Raw genomic sequence first — 17,697 nt, 5'->3', positions numbered from 1 at the left:
CTACTGATGGCGCTCATAGGGAGTGCAGGGCTGACGTAACACCCCGTACTGAGAGTCGCAAAGAAAGGCAACAGCTCATGGCTACCAACGAAACCATCGAAACCCTGCGTAACAGCACTGTATTCGGCACTGATGGCGAAAAGATCGGTAAGGTAGGCGAGCTCTACCTCGATGCCCAGACCGGCGAACCCACCTTTGTCACCGTCAACACCGGTTTCTTCGGCACCAACGAATCCTTCATCCCCGTGAACCAGGCCCGCTACGCAGGCGAAGAGATTCACGTTCCCTACACCAAGGAATTCGTCAAGGACGCCCCCAACATCGCAGAAGACGGCGAACTCTCACCCGCAGAAGAGCAGCGTCTCTACGAGTACTACTCACTCACCGCAGATACCGCAACCGCTGGCACTGCCACCGCAGGTGTCGCTAACACCGAGCGTCCTGCCACCGACGCCCACGCAGCTCAGGCCACCGCAACTGCCGAGAACGGCGACGTCGTTGCCCACGAAGAGCGCCTGAACGTTGGAACCGCCACCAGCGCAACCCAGACCGGCCAGGTCCGCCTGCGCAAGGTCGTCCGCACCGAAAATGAAACCGTCGAGGTGCCCGTCCGCAAGGAAGAAATCGTTGTTGAGCGCACCAACCTCAAGGACGGCGAAGTTGTAGAAAACTACGACTTCGACTCCGCCGAGGCACAGGCAGACGTTACTGTCACCGCCCACGAAGAGCGCCCCGTTGTCTCCACCGAAACCGTAGCCACCGAGCGCGTCTCAGTTGGCAAGGAAGTACGCACCGACACCGAGCGCGTCTCAGCAGACGTCCGCAAGGAAGAAATCGTTGTAGAAGGCGACAACAAGTAAGCCTCGCTCTAAGCCCCTAGCGCTGAACCACAGCCTCATGAAGGGCCCCGGGAATGAACCACCCGGGGCTTTTGCTTACTCTCTACCCCTAAGGAAGAAAATGACCGAACTAATTGACCCCCGCAGCAAATACCCCGTCATTGCCCCTCCGAAGCAGACCCAGCCCGAACCCGGCTTAGACGCTGAAATGACCCCCAAAGCCGATTTGGGCATCGACACCTATCAGGGGGCAGGCCGCCTTAAAGGACGGCGGGCGCTCATCACCGGTGGCGATTCCGGCTTGGGCGCAGCGGTAGCCATTGCCTACGCCCGGGAAGGTGCCGACGTGGCCATCGCTTATCTGCCCGAAGAAGAGCCAGATGCCCGCGTCATCATCGAGCAGATCGAAAAAGCTGGCGTCAAGGCACTAGCCCTTCCCGGTGACCTGCGGGAACTTGAGCAGTGCCAGCTGGTTGTTGAGAAGACCGTTGAGGCCTTCGGCGGTCTCGATATTCTTGTCAACAACGCCAGCCGCCAGGTGTGGCACGAAAAACTAGAAGACCTCTCAGACGAGGACTTCGACGCCACCATGAAAGCTAACGTGTACTCGTCCTACCGGGTAACTAAGGCTGCGCTGCCGCACCTTCAGGCAGGTGCATCTATTATTTTCACCTCCTCGATTCAGGCCTACGAGCCCAGCGAAACCCTGCTGGACTACGCCCTGACCAAGGCTGCCCAGAACAACTTCAGCAAGGGTCTTGCCCAGGCGCTCACCCCTCGCGGTATCCGCGTGAACGCTGTTGCCCCCGGCCCCTTCTGGACACCCCTACAGCCCAGCCACGGCCAACCCCAGGAAAAGCTCACCCAGTTTGGGCAAGACACACCCCTGGGTAGGGCGGGCCAGCCCGCTGAAATTGCTGGTGCCTACGTCTTCCTGGCATCGGATGAGGCCAGCTACGTCTCCGGCGAAACCCTGGGTCTCACCGGCGGACGCCCCACCCCGTAGACGCCCAGCACGTCGCCTGAATTACATGGCGCCCGCTTCATCAGCCTCCCCGCCCCGTGCCCTGCCCGGTGCGGGGCAGGAAGGTGGGGCGGGCGTCCTTATCTTTGCTCTAGCTAACAGCGCACCGGGGCCGTTTGTGCCAGAATTGGAAGGTTATGACAGAAGAGACTTTAGAGACCGGCCGGACCCCGGCCCGCGCTAAGCAGCTGAAACTGCCGCCCCTACAGCTGGGCAAGCACACCATCGACACCCCGGTGGTGCTGGCACCCATGGCTGGCGTTACTAACAAGGCCTTCCGCCGGCTCTGCCGCGACTACGGTGGCGGGCTGTACGTGACCGAGATGGTCACAGCGCGGTCCCTGGTGGAGCGCAACCCCGAGTCCCTGCGCATTATTGACCATGACGGTGACGAAAAGATCCGCTCCATCCAGATTTACGGGGTGGACGCCGTCAACGTGGGTAAGGCAATCCGTATGGTGGTCGAAGAAGACCGCGCCGACCATATTGACCTGAACTTCGGTTGCCCCGTGCCCAAGGTGACTAAGCTGGGCGGCGGCTCAGCCCTGCCCTGGAAGACCGACCTCTTTACCGCTATCGTCCAGACCGCCGTGCGCGAGGCCTCCCGCGGGGACGTGCCCCTGACTATCAAGATGCGTAAGGGTATCGACGAGGACCACCTGACCTACCTGGAATCAGCCAAAATCGCTCGTGACGCGGGTGTTGCAGCGATTGCCCTGCACGGCCGCACTGCTGCCCAGCACTACTCAGGTAAGGCTGACTGGGACTCTATTGCCCGCCTGCGCGAATCTATCCCCGACGTGCCAATTCTGGGCAACGGCGATATTTTCTCAGCCGAGGACGCCATCGCTATGGTTGAGCAGACCGGGGTGGACGGCATTGTGGTCGGCCGCGGCTGCCAGGGCCGCCCCTGGCTCTTTGGCGACCTTCAGAACGCCTTTGAGGGCTCGGAAGAGCGCCACCGCCCCAGCGTGTCTGAGGTGGCCGATATGATTTACCGCCACGCTGAGCTGCTGGTAGAGACCTTCGGCGATGAGACCCGCGGCCTACGCGAGATCCGCAAGCACGTGGCCTGGTACTTCCACGGCTACCCGGTGGGCGGTAAGCTGCGCGCCAAGATGTCGACCGTGCCCACTCTTGAGGCCTTCCGCGAGTACCTGGCCGAGCTGGACCACTCCATCGGCTACCCCGGTGCCGCTGTTGAGGGCCCTCGCGGACGTGCTGGCAACCCCAAGAAGCCCCACCTGCCCGACGGCTGGCTGAACTCCCGCGTCCTGGGGGACGCCGAGCGCCTGGGCCTGGTGGACGCCGAGCTGGATATCAGCGGCGGCTAGGGGAGCGGACGCCCGGGCCCGGCTAATCCATGTCGGGCGGTGGAGGGTCGGTGGGGGTTTCGCCCTTCCACAGGTTCATGCCCCACATGATGGAGAAGGGACTCATCATATAGAGACTGTGAAAGACAGCTCCGCACTCTTCGCCGTAGATGTCGCTGGCTGGGTCTGAGGCAGCGATTGCCCGTACCGCCGTGATATTGAGGCAGATAACAAGAATCAGTAGGAGAAGCCCGAGTATCCACTCGTAGACGAGTAGGCTAGCGGCCGCCATGGTGAGAAGGAGTGTCGCCCAGCCTTTGAGAGTATTGCCCAGAAAGAACTCGTGGGTACCCAGGTAACCCTGCCAGCAAGCCATCTGGTAGGCCCTGGACTTGGTGCGAATAAGCCTCTCGTACCGAAAGCGCTCCAGGTCGCCGTAGTTGGGCACATACTTCTCACTCATAGATTATGACTGTACCGCCCGGTAGGTTCTAACACCACAGGTTACGTGAGTGCTTATCAGAATCGCGCAGGGCCCATGAGTGGCGTGGGCGCTGCGCGATTCTTGTGGACACTGGTTTTGCGAAATATAAGTGTGGAGAAATTTATTAACAGAAGCCAAGCGTGTAACCTGTGGCACATGAAGTATTCAGTGGTTATCGTGGGTCTTGGAGCGATTGGTTCGTATCTTGCAGGGGAACTAGCTGCTCGTGGGCATTCAGTGCTTGGAATTGAACAGTACGCCCCGGTGCATGACCGCGGAGGATACTCTGGCGAATCTCGACTTTTTCGTATGGCCTACCACGAGGGAGCTGAATATGTGCCGCTTCTCAAATATTCACGTAACTACTTCATCGACCTAGATACGCGTCATCCCGCAAAACTTTTTCACCAAACAGGGGCTCTTACAATCGGACATCCCAATGGTGCAGGGCTGATTGGTGTTCAAGACTCTATCAACAACTTTCATATTGATTTCGAAGCATACGATGCAGAAGAACTGAGGCGCCGCTACCCCCAACACGCTGATATCACAGATGAAATTGGCATTCTCGATAAGCAAGGCGGGGTGCTGTATTCAGACGCTATCGTGCACCAAATGCAACAAGAAGCGAAAGCGGCTGGCGCGGAGCTGCATACACACGAAGAAGTTGTAGGCTTCGAAGAAACTGCCCGCGGAGTTAAGGTGCGCACTGTCCGAGATACCTATAAGGCTGACCATCTCATCGTCTGTACAGGAGTATGGTCTAAGACCCTTGTGCCAGAACTAGACCCGTACGTGTCGATTGTTCCCATTAGCTTGGGATGGTACATCACTAATGGTGTTACGGACTATGCTCCCAGCTCTTTTCCTGGCTTTATTAGAGAATCAAATGGGTCCCATCTCTACGGTTTCCCTTGTCTCGATGGGATGACCGTAAAGGTAGGTAACGTTGGCAACCGTTCTGAGGTGCCTACCCCGCGGGAGCTTCCACCTCGAGCATCTGGCCCAGCTTTACGAGAACCTGCGCAATTAGTTGCCCGGTATCTGAAAGGGGTCACAGACGGACCTGCCCGCCACTCTATGCACATGGATCTATTTTCTCAAGATCATAGGCCGATTATCGATCGTCTTTCGGGGCGGATTATAGAGGCTTATTCAAAAGTCCCACCCGCAGCCAAAAACACCAACCCCCGCACCACCGCAAACACCCGCCCATACAACCCCAACGGCCGCCTAAACCCCGTATGAAGAATCCGCCAAGTCTTGATGTGAGCGATAACCCGCTCCACCACCGACCGCAGCCGATTCAGCACCCGATTATTCCGCCTCTGCTCCCGACTCAGCCGCTGACCCGGCTTGCGCCTGGCCGGGGTAGCCAACCCCAACCCGATATAGCCCTTATCAGCCACAGTGCTCTCATCAAGATATCTTTCCAAGCCATGATGTTTGAAGGCGTAAGCATCATGCCTGGCCCCGGGCACCGGGTCTGTGATAGCCAGCAACTTTCCATCCAAGGTGCAAATGACTTGGTGGTTGAATCCGGCTCGTTTGTGCTTTCCAGAGAAATTTGTTTTACCAAGTGAACGCCAATTCCACGTGGGTATCAGAGTCCCGTCAACTACTAAGGACCCGGGTGCTTTGAGGCTTTCTTTCAAAGGCTGAGTCAGCGGAGTGAGAATCTTCTCCAGGGCCTTTTCGATGATGTTGATAGCTCGTGAGACTGTCGATTGAGAGACAGCAAAAAGTTCTGCGAGGAGTTCTTCGGTGAGGTTGTGGCGGTGGTAGAGCAGGGTGATTTTGAGGGCTTGGGTGAGGGTTAGCGCTGGTGGTCTTCCGCCTGGTTTTGACCAGGTGAGGTGATGGGTGAGGGCTGTGTGTAGTGTGGCGAATTGCGTGGCTGTGAGGCCGGTTGTACGCTGGTGTAGCAACGGTCTTGTCCGGTATGGCTTGAGGTTATTTGTAGAGATTTAACGCTCATATTTTTGCCGCGGGTGGGGCCGTTGTCTAGTTGGTGGGTGTGGGGTGCGTGTCTACTTTTGAATAAGCCTCTTAGCACAAGGTATTGCTCTACTGCGCATTGTTGACCCGAAACTTAAGTCCCGCACGCTTGAAGATTATGCCTTACTCTCGATTTTTAATCAGAATGAGATTCTGGCAGTTACTTTTATTCCTGCTTTAGTCGTTGCTGGTGCTTCATGGACTGTTGCTGGAATCTGGGGGCTGGTCACAGTGGTTGCTATTGTTGCGCTCTTTATGTTGGCGAGGGGCGGGCATAACGCGCACTCGCGGATGAAGAGATAGCCCTGGAGCTAAGAACACCCTGGATAGAATCATGGTATGCAGATTGAACTGACCCGATTTCGGGTAAAACCGGGCAAGCGACATAAGGTCGATGAGTGGATGCTTTTCCTCAATCAGAACATGGAGGCTGTCAAAGAAACACTAGAGCCTGAGCACATGTATGTTGAGACAATCTTTGCTGAAACACTCGACGGAACCGATTACCTGTACTGGTATTCGGTGCGTGGGGAGGCCGGCTTGGAACAGAAGGTTACTGAGTCTGAGCACTGGTTGGACGAAAAACACGTCGAGTACTGGCGTGAATGTATCGACCCTACGTACCCACCCCAAGATCTGTCGCCGCGTGTGCACATGTTGCCTGACCGCGTCCTGGCATCCATGAAGCCGCTGTCCCAGTAAACAGCGCATACCAGAATCGCGCAGGGCCCACGAGCGGCGTGGGCCCTGCGCGATTCTGGTGGGCGGTAATATGTTGGGCGTTGAAGAGCATGGTCACTCTTACTGCCGATGGATGAGAGAATCAAACCGGTATTGCGAACTGTTTCCTTAGGTTTCCCCAGATGAACGTTATATTTACCGGTGCTAATGTCTGCACCTAGCATGGAGCACATGCTTATTTCAGGTCTCTTTGTGGGTGCCGCCCTAGGTTTTGTGCTTCAGCGCGGTCGGTTCTGCGTCACCGGTGCTTTCCGTGATGTTTGGGTTGCTAAAAATACCTGGTGGCTTGGAGCCCTTTTCGTAGCTATTAGCGTCCAAGCTATAGGACTAGCTCTTTTTAACAGCACGGGCTACCTGCCTACCGAAACCGTAGCTAGCGCCTTTGCTCCTTTCGCTACTGTGGTGGGTGGATTTATCTTTGGAATCGGTATGCTCCTTGCCGGGGGATGCGCGACGGGTACCTACTATCGCGCTGGTGAAGGCCTGGTAGGGTCTTGGTTTGCCCTCATCTTCTATGCTCTCTTTGCCGCTATTTTCAAGTTCGGGCCGCTAGGACAAAGCACAAAAACCGTGCAGTCCTGGGGCGTGACTGAGAATGCAACGATTTACCAGAGTCTTGGCGTTTCTCCCTGGGTTCTCGTTGGTATCTTGGTTCTTATCACCGGAATCTGGGTCTACCGTAACCTCACTCGGCCTAAACTGCCCGTCGCTACCCTGCCTGCCGAAAAGACCGGTTTAGCTCACATCCTCTTTGAAAAAGCCTGGAACCCTTACATCACAGGCGCTATCATCGGCCTCATCGCTCTTATTGCCTGGCCTTTGAGTTGGGCAACTGGGCGTCAATGGGGTCTTGGCATCACCGGCCCTAGCGCTAACCTCACAGCTTTCCTGACAACGGGTGACACCGATTATGTTGACTGGGGCCTTTTCCTTGTTTTAGGGATTCTCCTAGGGTCTTTCATTGCAGCTAAGGCAAGTGGAGAATTTAAAATTCGTGTACCTAGTGCTGACATTATCGTGAAATCAATTCTCGGCGGTGCCTTGATGGGGTGGGGCGCCGCATGGGCTGGAGGTTGCACGATCGGTAACGGCCTGGTTGAAACGTCTATGTTCTCGTGGCAGGGATGGGTAGCCTTTGTAGCTATGCTGCTGGGTGCTGGCCTTGCTTCAAAAATCTTTATCGTCAATCGCTTTCAACTTATCAAAGCCTAAGGAGACATCATGGCACAGCGAATTCTCGAAACAGATGGTCTGATTTGCCCTTTTCCCGTCCAAGAAGCCAAAGCAGCCATGGCTGAGCTTAGCTCCGGCGACGAACTGGTTATTAACTTTGACTGCACCCAGGGCACTGAAGCAATTCCGAGGTGGGCAGCTGAGAACGGTTACGGAACGAAAGACTTTGTTAAACGTGGCCCTGCTGAGTGGAGTATCACGGTCATCAAGGCATAACTGAGCTTATTCAGTTCTGATCAACTTCATCATAGGTATCTGTCGCCGCGCGTGCACATGTTGCCTGACCGCGTCCTGGCATCCATGAAGCCGCTGTCCCAGTAAACAGCGCATACCAGAATCGCGCAGGGCCCACGACGCTCGTGGGCCCTGCGCGATTCTTGTGGGCACTGAGTTCGTGAAGGGTAGGGGCGGGCGGACGCTGCACCCCGCTTCCCTGCCTCTGGGCAGGAAGAGAGGGGGAGGCGTCCGCCCCACTGAGCTGGGTGCACCCTCTAGACTTAAAACATGCACACCCACACCCTGAGCCCTGAAACCCCGGCCGATACCGCAGAAATTCGTGACCTGCTCCTGGCTGCCTTTGAGACCAGCTACGAGGCCGACCTGGTCGATGCCCTGCGCGGCAACCCCAACGCCTGGGAACCGGGAATCTCCCTCACAGCCCGCGACACCGTCACCGGTGCTCTTATCGGCTACATTCTCATCAGCCGCTGCTGGGTGGGGTCCTGGCCTGCCTATGCGCTCGCGCCCCTGGCCGTCCACCCCGATTACCAGGGCAGGGGAGCGGGCACCGCCCTGGCAGGTGAAGCTCTAGCCCGTGCGGCGGCGTCCGCCCAGGTCAGCAATGCACCCACCAGCCTGCTGGTGCTCGGTGAACCCGCCTACTACAGCCGTTTTGGGTTCGAGCCGGCAGCCCGCCACGGGGTACGCGCAGTCATCGAGGGTGTTGAGCCAAATGCCCTGGCAGAAGCCCTGCAACTCGTTAACCTCACCCCCGACTACCCGCCTATCTCAGGCGAGGTCACCTGGCCCGCAGAATACGGCCTCGACCAGGGCGATGACCTCTAAACTGGGATCCCAGGCCTAGATTGAACCGGTAGAGAAAAGACGAGATTCATGAGCAGCACCTTCACCCCAGAACAGGCCCCCACTCCCGGCTATAGCGCAGCGGACGCCGAACGCTGGGTTCCCGAACACCACAAGTTTGTCTACCGCTCGCCCTTTGAACGCGATCGGGCCCGCGTGTTGCATTCTGCGGCTCTGCGCCGTCTCGGCGCTAAAACCCAGGTGGTTGACCCCGATACCGACGACTTCGTGCGTACCCGCCTGACCCACTCCCTCGAAGTTGCCCAGATTGGCCGCGAGCTGGGGCGTATGCTGGGCTGCGACCCCGACGTGGTCGATACCGCCTGCCTCTCCCACGACCTGGGCCACCCGCCCTTTGGGCACAACGGTGAAACCGCCCTCGACCGGCTAGCGGCGGATGCCGGTGGTTTTGAGGGCAACGCCCAGACCCTGCGCCTGCTCACCCGCCTTGAACCCAAGGTGATTAGGCACGACGGCGGTTCTGCCGGGCTGAACCTGACCCGGGCGTCCTTGGACGCAACCTGCAAGTACCCCTGGACCCGCACCAACGCCCCCGCCCGAACCGACGGCAAGCCCAACCGCAAATTTGGCGTCTACACCGACGACCTGCCCGTCTTTGAATGGCTCCGTGCCGGGGCTACCGAAGCCGGGGCTGCCCCCACCCAAAAATGCCTGGAAGCCCAGGTCATGGACCTCGCTGACGATATCTCCTACTCCGTGCACGACGTTGAGGACGCCGTCTTCGGTGGGCACGTGCAGCTCGATGACCTGAAAAAGGCGGACGCCCGCCAGCAGGTTTTCGACAAAACCCGGCTCTGGTACCTGCCCGGGGTTGAGGACGCCACCCTCGACAAAGCCCTAACCCGCTTAGAGAACCTCAACCGCTGGGTGCCGAATATGACGGGGACTCGCTCGTCCATGGCGGCGTTTAAGGCCCTTACCTCTAAACTCATTGGGCGTTTTGCTGCCAGCGCCATGCTGGCAACCCGCGACGTCTACGGGGATGAACCGCTCACCCGCTACCAGGCCCAGCTGGTGGTACCCGAAGAAACTGAGCACGAAATCGCCGTGCTCAAGGGTATCGCCACGGCTTTTGTGATGGCTCCCCGCGATGCGGCAGCCGCTCAAACAACCGAGGGGAACCAGCAGGAGATCCTTGAATTCCTGGTGCACGCCCTCTTTGATAACCCCAACTATCTCGACCCGGTCTTTGCCGCCGACCTGCAGGAGCTGGGGCGCAATGACGATACTGCCCGCCTGAGACTGGTGATTGACCAGGTCGCCTGCCTGACCGATCGATCCGCGGTCGCCCTCTTCAAGCGAATCACAGGAACCCACTGGGCGGTTGGCGATAAACCGCTGTGGTAGATACACACTGCTAAGGACGTGACACATGAGATACAAGAAATCCTTCAAACAGATTTTCATGGCTGCCCTGGCGAGCCTGCTCATCGGCTTGCTCGCCGGGTCGCTGACCGGCCTGTGGATTGTGGGTGTAGGCTCCTTCATCGTAACCCTGTTAATTGCGCTCTCACCGGAATCCTTCGGGCTGGGGCGTACCCGCCCGGGGCCACTCGATGACGATCTCTACAGCTAAACATGTTGGTGCCCACAAGGCATAAAACTCCCGAGTCCCCGGCTTGACGCTCCCGACTAGAATTGAACCCGTGGCAGGCTTAATCAAACGAGAAGACATTGACGAGGTACGCACCCGTACCGACATCCGCGAAATCATCGAAGGGTACGTGACCCTCAAATCCGCCGGTATCGGCTCTTTTAAGGGCCTGTGCCCTTTCCACGATGAGCGCACCCCGAGCTTCCACGTGCGACCCCAGATGGGCACCTACCACTGCTTCGGCTGCGGTGAATCGGGCGATGTGATCAGCTTCCTCATGGAAATGGACCACACCTCCTTCACCGAAACCGTCGAAAAACTAGCCGCCCGCATCGGCTACGAGCTGCACTACGAGCAGGGAAGCGGCATGAGCCGCGAAGAGGTAGGCCGCCGCCAGCGTCTGCTCGATGCCCACAAAATCGCTGCTGAGTTCTTCCAGAAAAACCTCTACACCCCCGCCGCCGTGGAGGCTCAGAAGTTCTTAGGTGCCCGTGGCTTTGACCCGACTGCCACCCAAAAATTTGGGGTAGGCTTTGCCCCGCGCGGCTGGGATAACCTGCTCAAATACCTGATGAACAAGGGCTTCACCACTGACGAGCTCCGCGAGACCGGCATGTTCTCAGAGGGGCAGCGGGGCCTCTACGACCGCTTCCGCGGGCGTATCATCTGGCCCATCCGCAACATCACCGGCGAAACCATCGGCTTCGGCGCTCGCCGCCTCTTCGATGACGACCAGGGGCCCAAATACCTCAACACCCCCGAGACCGCCCTCTACAAAAAATCACAGGTTCTCTACGGGCTTGACCTGGCCAAACGCCCTATCGCCAAGAAGAAGCAGATTGTGGTCGTCGAGGGCTACACCGACGTCATGGCAGCCCAGCTGGCCGGCATCGACACCGCCGTAGCCACCTGCGGCACCGCCTTCGGTACCGACCACATCAAAATCGTCCGCCGCCTTATCTCCGACGACGGCACCGGCGGCGAAGTTATCTTCACCTTCGACGGGGACGCCGCCGGTCAAAAAGCTGCCCTGGCTGCTTTCTCAGAAGACCAGAGGTTCGTCGCCCAAACCTTCGTCGCCGTCGCCAAAGACGGCATGGATCCCTGCGACCTGCGCCTAGCCCGCGGGGACGCCGCCGTACGCTCCCTCATCGCCTCCCGGCGTCCGCTCTTCGAATTCGCCATCGACGCCACTCTCGCCAACTACGACCTGGGAACCCTCGAAGGGCGCGTGCGCGGCATGCGCGCCATCGCCCCCATCATCGCCGGAATCAAGGACGCCGCCCTGCGCCCCGCCTACGTACGGCAAGTATCCGGGCAGTTAGGGCTCGACGCAGCCGAAGTCCAACGAGCTGTGAGCGCTGCAGCAGCCAATCCGCAGGCGTCCGCCAGCCAGCGAGCCGAAGCAGCAGAAGCAGAACGCGCCGCCCGAATCGCAGCAGAAGAAGCCCCCGCCCCCGTAGAAGACCCCTACGAGCTACCCGACCTGCGAGACCCCGCAGCCCGCACTGAGCGCGAAGCCCTCGAAATTGTGCTGCAATACCCCCAGTACCTCTCCCTTGAACAGTGGCAGGAACTAGCCACCGTGCACTACCGCTACCGGGCCCACAGCGGCATCGCCCAGGGCATCATTGGAGCCGCCTCCACCATCGCCCCCGAACCCGGCGCAACCTGGGTCAATACTGTGCGAGCCCACGCACCCGAGCCCGTCCACCCCCTTATCGCAGAACTGACTGTCGCCCCCATCCCAGCCCGTACCGATGACCAGCTCAATCGCTACTCCCGCGACATACTCAACCGCCTCTTCGAACAAGAAATCACCCGGCAAAAATCGGACCTCCTCATGCAGCTCCAGCGCCTATCGCCCCAGGACAACGCCGAGGCCTACCGGGAGATCCAACAGCAACTCCTCACCCTCGAACTCCGCCGCCGCAGCAAAATGCAAGGCCAAGACTAAGGTGTGATGCAGTTAACTCAATCTCGATTTGCACGGGGTGAAAACCCCGTGTAAAGTTATTACTCGTTGCAGCGATGGAAACAAAGCAAACAGCATTCCCCCGTAGCTCAATTGGCAGAGCATTCGACTGTTAATCGAAGGGTTACTGGTTCGAGTCCAGTCGGGGGAGCAAATAAACAGCCCGGTCTTATGGCCGGGCTTTTTTGTATGCTTACGCTCTCTATCTGTGGCGCTGGTCCCCAAATGTGGGTTATAGGCAGAAAAGTGTGTCCCACCCCGGGCGCGTCACCCACCACGACCACCCCAACCACGCCGCACCACCACACCCTCACCCACAACAAACACACCCCGCACCTCATCCAAAGAACGCCCCACAGCAGCCTCCTTCCTCCGACCACCAAGAGCAACCACCGGCACCGGCTCCAACCTAATCACCTCATCAACACTGGCACCCCAAGCCGCATCCACCCACAAGAGCCACCCCACAGCCCGCCACTGATGCTCCACCGGCATTCCACGATGTTCCCGCAACATGGCACGAATTTTCGCGTTATAGCCTTCTATGTGATTCGTGGTACGAGAAATAGAACCCTCCCTGAGCAAATCCGGATCCAGAAAAGTAAACACAACACCTTGCTTCACCAAACGCTCAAGCCTCCTATAGGCAGTACGCACCCGGGGGTGCGTGTACTGCCAAGAACCATCAGCTAACCAGGTTCTCTCCTTGATAAAGCCTTGATACTGCCCGTGCCAGGAGGCTAAAGAAGCTGACCAGATTGCTGCCTCGTCCAAGCTGGTTACTCGTAGAAGAGCCCTAGAAATCTTCAGTAAGGACTTGCCAGCCTCAGTGCGTGGGGCGCTGGTGAGAAGGGTTTTAGTATTCCGGTACACATGCAATAGGCAGCGTTGAATCCGGGTATCTGGCCAACATGTTTTGGCGGCGCTGGCAAAGCCAGAACCGCCATCTACGATGGCTACATCTGGGGCTGGGATGCGTGAGAGTAAAGCTTGGTAGGCTGCGGTGTTCTCGCTTTTAGCCCATTGGTAGTCGATGACACCAACGGTTTGGTTGTAGGCGATGATGCAGACCATGCCGCTGATGTAGATACCGTCGAGTTGGATTTCGTGGTGGATTTGGCCTGTTTGTTTGATGGGTGGGGTGATGTTCCAGCACCAGGCGGTATTGGCGCGGAAGGTTCGTCCTGATATGTACTGGGTTCAGTCCACACCTTCCACCCACACCCCACCGGAAGGAATAATAAAACCATGCCCAACAAATACCCCCAAGAATTCAAAGAACGAGCGGTACGACTCGTCGGTGACCGACTGAACCACCCCGACGCCCCGTCCATAACCGCAGCAATCAAAGACATCGCCCCTCGGCTAGGAATTTCCCACAACACTCTGGCCCGCTGGTGCAACAACGCCGCCCTCGACACCGGCAAAGAAATCACTACTACGAGTGACGCGGCGGCCGAAATCAGACGCCTAAAACGAGAAAACGCGGAACTACGCAGGGCCAACGAGATTTTGAAAACCGCCTCAGCTTTTTTCGCAGCCGAGCTCGAGGCACCGGCCCGATGATGATCCGATTCATCAACACTTATAAGGATCTTTTCGGGGTCGAGCCCATTTGCCGAGTCCTATCCGAGCATCTTGATGGTGGCTTCATGACGGCTAGCGGCTATTACCGCGCAATGAGCCGTGTCGCTTCAGCCAGGTCACTCTCCGACCAGCTGCTCATCCCCGAACTGGTAAGAATCTACCAGGAGAACTATGGAGTCTATGGTGTGCGCAAAATGTGGCAGGCCATGAAACGGGCAGGCTGGGCTATTGGCCGGGACCAAACCTACCGGCTCATGCGTGCAGCTGGTATTCAGGGTGTGCATCGGGGCCGTAAGCCTGTGACCACCAGGGCTACCAAGGCTCCTGATCACCGCCCTGATCTGGTCAACCGCCAGTTCACCGCTAAAGCGCCGAACCGCTTGTGGGTCGCGGACTTCACCTATGTGCGCACAGGTAGTGGCTTCTGCTACACGGCCTTCATCACTGATGTGTTCAGTCGAAAGATTGTGGGTTGGGGTGTTTCCTCGAGTATGCATACGCTGGGGATGCCGCTGATGGCTTTGAAGCAGGCTTTGTTTGAAGCCAGGCGGTCAGGGTCTGATTTGACGCAGGTGGTGCATCACTCGGACCGTGGTTCGCAGTATCTTGCTGATGATTACACGCGTGAGTTGAGGCGGCTGGGTGTTCAGTTGTCTGTAGGATCTACTGGAGATTCATACGATAATGCTTTGGCTGAGTCGGTGAATGGGGCTTATAAAGCTGAGCTGGTGCGTGGCCGGTTCTTTGAATCTGTTGCTCAGTTGGAGGCTACTACGGCGGGTTGGGTGTACTGGTGGAATCAGCGGCGGTTGCATGCGTCTCTTGGTTATCGGACTCCGCAGGAGGTGGTTGATGGTGCGTTAGTCGATGTTGCGTAAAGTATGTGAATCTATTGGGTGGTGAGTGTGACCGAAAGCCAGTACATATCATCCAGCTCCTAGGGTGGTGTGGTGCTGGGTGTTTTTACTGGTGAGCCAGGTGATGAAGGCTGCTAGCTGGTGTTTTCGTGTGCTGGTGGGGCGTTTGATGGTTCTGCTGGCGCCGCAGTGGGTGCAGCGGTAGCGTGTGGTTCCTGCGCTGGTGGTGCCGTTGCGTTTGGTTCGTTGGTTGCATATCAGGCATGTGGGGTTTTTGGGCTCACTTGGTTTAGGTTAGCTTGTGGGGCTAACTTGTGGGGTTGGTTGCCTTGTGTTGATTGGGTTGTGGGGGTGTTGGGGACACACTTTTCTGCCTATTACCCCCAAATGTTACGGCGCCACTGCCACATCTGGGGATCGGTGCCACATTTACTTAAAGCCTTGTCTTGTGTCGACTAAGGGTGGTGGCTTCGCGCGAAGAGGCGTAGTATGTGAACTGTTACATAGTTCATAGATGAAGGAATAGGAAATGTCTGACCAGCAACTTCTAAACGACCTCTACGCCACCGCCGCTCGAAACGAGAAAGACGTCATCACCTGGCGTCACCACCTTCACCAGCACCCCGAACTTTCAAACCGCGAGACAAAAACAGCGGCCTACATCGTTGAATGCCTCAAAGATATGGGCTTCGCAGATACTGACATACAGCAAAACATCGGCGGAACCGGAATCATCGCTACCCTGCGAGGAAGTACCCACTCAGAAAAGGCTGTTCTCTTACGGGCGGACATGGACGGCCTGCCTGTCAAAGAAGAAACCGGCCTGCCCTATGCCTCTGAAGAAGTAGATGAAAACTACCCCGGTGGCCCTTTTCCCGTTGCCCACGCCTGTGGTCACGACTGCCACGTCGCCATGCTTTTGGGTGCAGCGCGTACCTTCGCAGAGCACCGAGAGGAACTCGCCGGAACAATCTACTTCGTATTCCAGCCAGCAGAAGAAGGTGCCCCGGTGGAAGAAGAGGGCGGTGCTGCCCACATGCTGACTGACGCGGCTTTTGACTCCCTTGACCCCCAGCCAACTCTGGCCTTTGGTATGCACGTGATTCCTGCACCAAGCGGCTATGTGGGGTGGGCCTCGGGCGTGCAGCACGCTTCATCTGAAATGGTCAAGATAACCGTGCGCGGTGAACAGGTGCACGGCTCATCGCCGTGGGCGGGGCGAGATCCGATGCCAGCAGCTGCAGACATCATCAGCGCCATGGGGCAAATCTACCGCCAGATAGATGCCAAAGATGCGTTTACTATTTCCATTGGCCATGTTGAAGACCAGGGGCGTTTCAACATCATCGGCGAAAAAGTAACCCTCTGGGGCACCGTGCGCTGTCTCAAAGACGGACTGATGGACGCCGTTAACACCAAGATAGCCCGTACCGCTACCCACATCGCAGAAGCCTATGACTGTACAGCTACCGTTGAGTTCTTGCAGCAAATTCCGGCTGTGGTTAACGCGCCTGAAACGGTCGAGGTCTTGCGCCCTGCTTTGGAAAGCGCAGCGGCAGACCCGGATCATGTCTTTGCAGCGCCAGCGTCACTGGGGTACGACGACGTCTCTGAGTTCATTAACCGGTACACCGGTATGTATGCCCTGCTCGGTGTGCAGGACGTGAAGTTCGGCTCGGGTGCAATGCCAGAACCTGTTGACGGTGGACGCGGGTTTGCTCCCAATCACTCACCGCGTTTCTACGCTAACGACGAAGCCCTCATCACCGGCGTCCGAATGCACCTTGCGGTTGCGCTGGCCCATCTTGAAACAACGCAAGACTAAGAACCAATAATCACATCACAAATCGGGGCGCAGTCGCCACAAGCCCCTAAAAGCCGGTAAACTTACTATTTGGTACACGTAATACGCAAGCACGCTTATCGACACAGAGAGAGGTGGCACATGACCACTCCTAACGACCTGAACGGCTCACGCCGGGCCCAGGGTCTGCGCGCCGGCTTCAACAACATCAAAGCTAGCGTGACGAACGTGGCTGACGCGGGCAAGGTGCTCACCAACCTAGCCCCTAAGCAGCTCAAAGACGAAATCCAGATTGCCAAGATTGAGGTCAAAGAAAAGGGCATCGCCCTGGGCAAGGGCGCCGCGGTTGCCGCAATAGCCCTGGTCTTCGCTCTCTTCATGGCTGTTGCCCTGGTCATCCTGGCCTACGTTGGCCTGGCCTCCATCATGCCTAACTGGGCGGCAGCTCTGGTTCTGTTCGTGCTTTTCCTGCTCCTTGCCGGCATTGCCGGTTTGGTCGGCTTCAAGATGATTAAGGCCCAGCTGCCCTTCAAGCCTGAATCAGCTATCTTTGGTCTGCTTTACGACCTGGGCGTGCTGAAGGAAGGCTCCGCCATGACTTCCAAGCGCCTCAAGCGCGAGCAGGCTGAGAAGGCCGAAGCCAAGAAGGCCGAGCAGAAGGCAGAGGAGAAGAAGGACGGCGGCGAGCAGCAGGCACCTGCTACCCCCGCCCCCAACAAGGAACAGCTCCTGCAGCGCACCAAGCAGCGCCGCGAGCACCTCAAGACCCTGCGCGACGACATCGAGACCTACTCACGCGACGTGCAGGCCGGTGCCCAGGGCCTGGTGCAGAACGCCAAGACCTCCGCAAAGAACGCTCCTGCTACCGCCGTTGACGGTGGCAAGAAGCTGGCCGCAAACGCCTCGAACCCCGAGACCCTGCAGGCCCACTGGAAGTCTTTTGCAACCCTGGCAGCTTCCCTGGGAGCCTTCTTCGTCTTCCTCGGCAAGCTCATTAGCCGCCGCAAGTAAGACCCTGCCCTGCCTCAGATGAGGCGGCACAAGCGTCCTTGCACCCAGGCCCGCCCCGGCAGAACCGCCGGAGCGGGCCTGGCTTTTTGGACCAGTAGGGGGCGCGGACGCCTGTGAGCCCCGCCGAATCCGC

Annotated in this window: 18 protein-coding genes and 1 tRNA gene; 15 read left to right on the top strand and 4 right to left on the bottom strand. The window is 58.0% G+C overall.

Features of this window, described 5'->3' with window-relative positions:
* The first annotated feature begins 77 nt into the window (after positions 1–77).
* The 3 genes from ACEE43_RS05580 to dusB all read left to right on the top strand — a co-directional run bounded on the left by ACEE43_RS05580 (position 78) and on the right by dusB (position 3,197).
* On the top strand, positions 78–860 hold the full coding sequence (locus ACEE43_RS05580) for a DUF2382 domain-containing protein (RefSeq protein ID WP_449108213.1): 783 nt from the start codon (positions 78–80) through the stop codon (positions 858–860).
* A gap of 100 nt (positions 861–960) precedes the next feature.
* Positions 961–1,845, top strand: coding sequence for an SDR family oxidoreductase (locus ACEE43_RS05575; RefSeq protein WP_449108214.1), 885 nt, complete (start codon positions 961–963; stop codon positions 1,843–1,845).
* Positions 1,846–2,000: 155 nt separating this feature from the next.
* A complete protein-coding gene (gene dusB / locus ACEE43_RS05570; RefSeq protein WP_449108215.1) occupies positions 2,001–3,197 on the top strand; it encodes a tRNA dihydrouridine synthase DusB in 1,197 nt (398 codons plus the stop codon).
* Positions 3,198–3,219: 22 nt separating this feature from the next.
* On the opposite strand, the gene ACEE43_RS05565 is transcribed toward dusB, so the two are convergent.
* The gene (locus ACEE43_RS05565; protein WP_449108216.1) at positions 3,220–3,639 is read right to left on the bottom strand and encodes a hypothetical protein; all 420 of its coding nucleotides are present in this window, start codon (positions 3,637–3,639) and stop codon (positions 3,220–3,222) included.
* A 132-nt stretch (positions 3,640–3,771) separates the two neighbouring features.
* Here ACEE43_RS05565 and ACEE43_RS05560 point away from each other — a divergent pair, with 132 nt between their 5' ends.
* A complete protein-coding gene (locus ACEE43_RS05560; protein WP_449122303.1) occupies positions 3,772–4,908 on the top strand; it encodes an FAD-dependent oxidoreductase in 1,137 nt (378 codons plus the stop codon).
* On the opposite strand, the gene ACEE43_RS05555 is transcribed toward ACEE43_RS05560, so the two are convergent.
* Positions 4,812–5,588 (bottom strand): transposase family protein, encoded by a 777-nt coding sequence (locus tag ACEE43_RS05555; protein ID WP_449122295.1) that lies wholly within the window; start codon positions 5,586–5,588, stop codon positions 4,812–4,814. The two genes, ACEE43_RS05560 and ACEE43_RS05555, sit on opposite strands and share 97 nt — an antisense overlap.
* A 409-nt stretch (positions 5,589–5,997) precedes the next feature.
* On the opposite strand from ACEE43_RS05555, the gene ACEE43_RS05550 reads away from it, so the two are divergent.
* From ACEE43_RS05550 to ACEE43_RS05515, 8 genes are all read left to right on the top strand, one after another.
* The gene (locus ACEE43_RS05550) at positions 5,998–6,360 is read left to right on the top strand and encodes a DUF6176 family protein (protein ID WP_237197326.1); all 363 of its coding nucleotides are present in this window, start codon (positions 5,998–6,000) and stop codon (positions 6,358–6,360) included.
* A 231-nt stretch (positions 6,361–6,591) separates the two neighbouring features.
* On the top strand, positions 6,592–7,611 hold the full coding sequence (locus ACEE43_RS05545) for a YeeE/YedE family protein (protein ID WP_237197324.1): 1,020 nt from the start codon (positions 6,592–6,594) through the stop codon (positions 7,609–7,611).
* Positions 7,612–7,620: 9 nt separating this feature from the next.
* The gene (locus tag ACEE43_RS05540) at positions 7,621–7,848 is read left to right on the top strand and encodes a sulfurtransferase TusA family protein (protein ID WP_237197321.1); all 228 of its coding nucleotides are present in this window, start codon (positions 7,621–7,623) and stop codon (positions 7,846–7,848) included.
* A gap of 288 nt (positions 7,849–8,136) precedes the next feature.
* A complete protein-coding gene (locus ACEE43_RS05535; RefSeq protein ID WP_449108339.1) occupies positions 8,137–8,697 on the top strand; it encodes a GNAT family N-acetyltransferase in 561 nt (186 codons plus the stop codon).
* A 48-nt stretch (positions 8,698–8,745) separates the two neighbouring features.
* Positions 8,746–10,083, top strand: coding sequence for a deoxyguanosinetriphosphate triphosphohydrolase (locus ACEE43_RS05530; protein ID WP_449108340.1), 1,338 nt, complete (start codon positions 8,746–8,748; stop codon positions 10,081–10,083).
* A gap of 25 nt (positions 10,084–10,108) precedes the next feature.
* Entirely contained in the window at positions 10,109–10,312 is a 204-nt protein-coding gene (locus tag ACEE43_RS05525; RefSeq protein WP_237197309.1) for a hypothetical protein, read from the top strand.
* A 70-nt stretch (positions 10,313–10,382) separates the two neighbouring features.
* Positions 10,383–12,287 carry a DNA primase gene (dnaG, locus tag ACEE43_RS05520; RefSeq protein WP_449108341.1) on the top strand — a complete coding sequence of 635 codons (1,905 nt, stop codon included), beginning with the start codon at positions 10,383–10,385 and terminating at the stop codon, positions 12,285–12,287.
* A 96-nt stretch (positions 12,288–12,383) separates the two neighbouring features.
* Positions 12,384–12,456 (top strand) — tRNA-Asn (locus ACEE43_RS05515).
* Positions 12,457–12,572: 116 nt separating this feature from the next.
* Here ACEE43_RS05515 and ACEE43_RS05510 read toward each other — a convergent pair.
* Positions 12,573–13,496 (bottom strand): IS1249 family transposase, encoded by a 924-nt coding sequence (locus ACEE43_RS05510; RefSeq protein WP_449108342.1) that lies wholly within the window; start codon positions 13,494–13,496, stop codon positions 12,573–12,575.
* Positions 13,497–13,553: 57 nt separating this feature from the next.
* Between ACEE43_RS05510 and ACEE43_RS05505 the strand changes: the two genes are divergently transcribed.
* Positions 13,554–14,770 (top strand): IS3 family transposase gene (locus ACEE43_RS05505; RefSeq protein WP_449122302.1). Its coding sequence is split into 2 segments (ribosomal slippage): positions 13,554–13,833 and positions 13,833–14,770, totalling 1,218 coding nucleotides; the frame shifts between segments, so codons are not numbered across the junction.
* A 48-nt stretch (positions 14,771–14,818) separates the two neighbouring features.
* On the opposite strand, the gene ACEE43_RS05500 is transcribed toward ACEE43_RS05505, so the two are convergent.
* On the bottom strand, positions 14,819–15,007 hold the full coding sequence (locus ACEE43_RS05500; RefSeq protein WP_449107870.1) for a transposase-like zinc-binding domain-containing protein: 189 nt from the start codon (positions 15,005–15,007) through the stop codon (positions 14,819–14,821).
* 271 nt (positions 15,008–15,278) lie between these two features.
* Between ACEE43_RS05500 and ACEE43_RS05495 the strand changes: the two genes are divergently transcribed.
* Both ACEE43_RS05495 and ACEE43_RS05490 read left to right on the top strand, forming a co-directional pair.
* A complete protein-coding gene (locus tag ACEE43_RS05495; protein ID WP_449107867.1) occupies positions 15,279–16,574 on the top strand; it encodes a M20 metallopeptidase family protein in 1,296 nt (431 codons plus the stop codon).
* A gap of 120 nt (positions 16,575–16,694) precedes the next feature.
* Complete coding sequence (locus tag ACEE43_RS05490; protein ID WP_449107866.1) at positions 16,695–17,564, top strand: phage holin family protein; 870 nt, start codon at positions 16,695–16,697, stop codon at positions 17,562–17,564.
* The last annotated feature ends 133 nt before the right edge of the window (positions 17,565–17,697 follow it).

It is taken from the genome of Rothia sp. 11254D007BW, from assembly GCF_053548195.1.
Note: the sequence above shows the minus strand (reverse complement) of the source record. Positions and strands in the feature narration are given on the sequence as shown.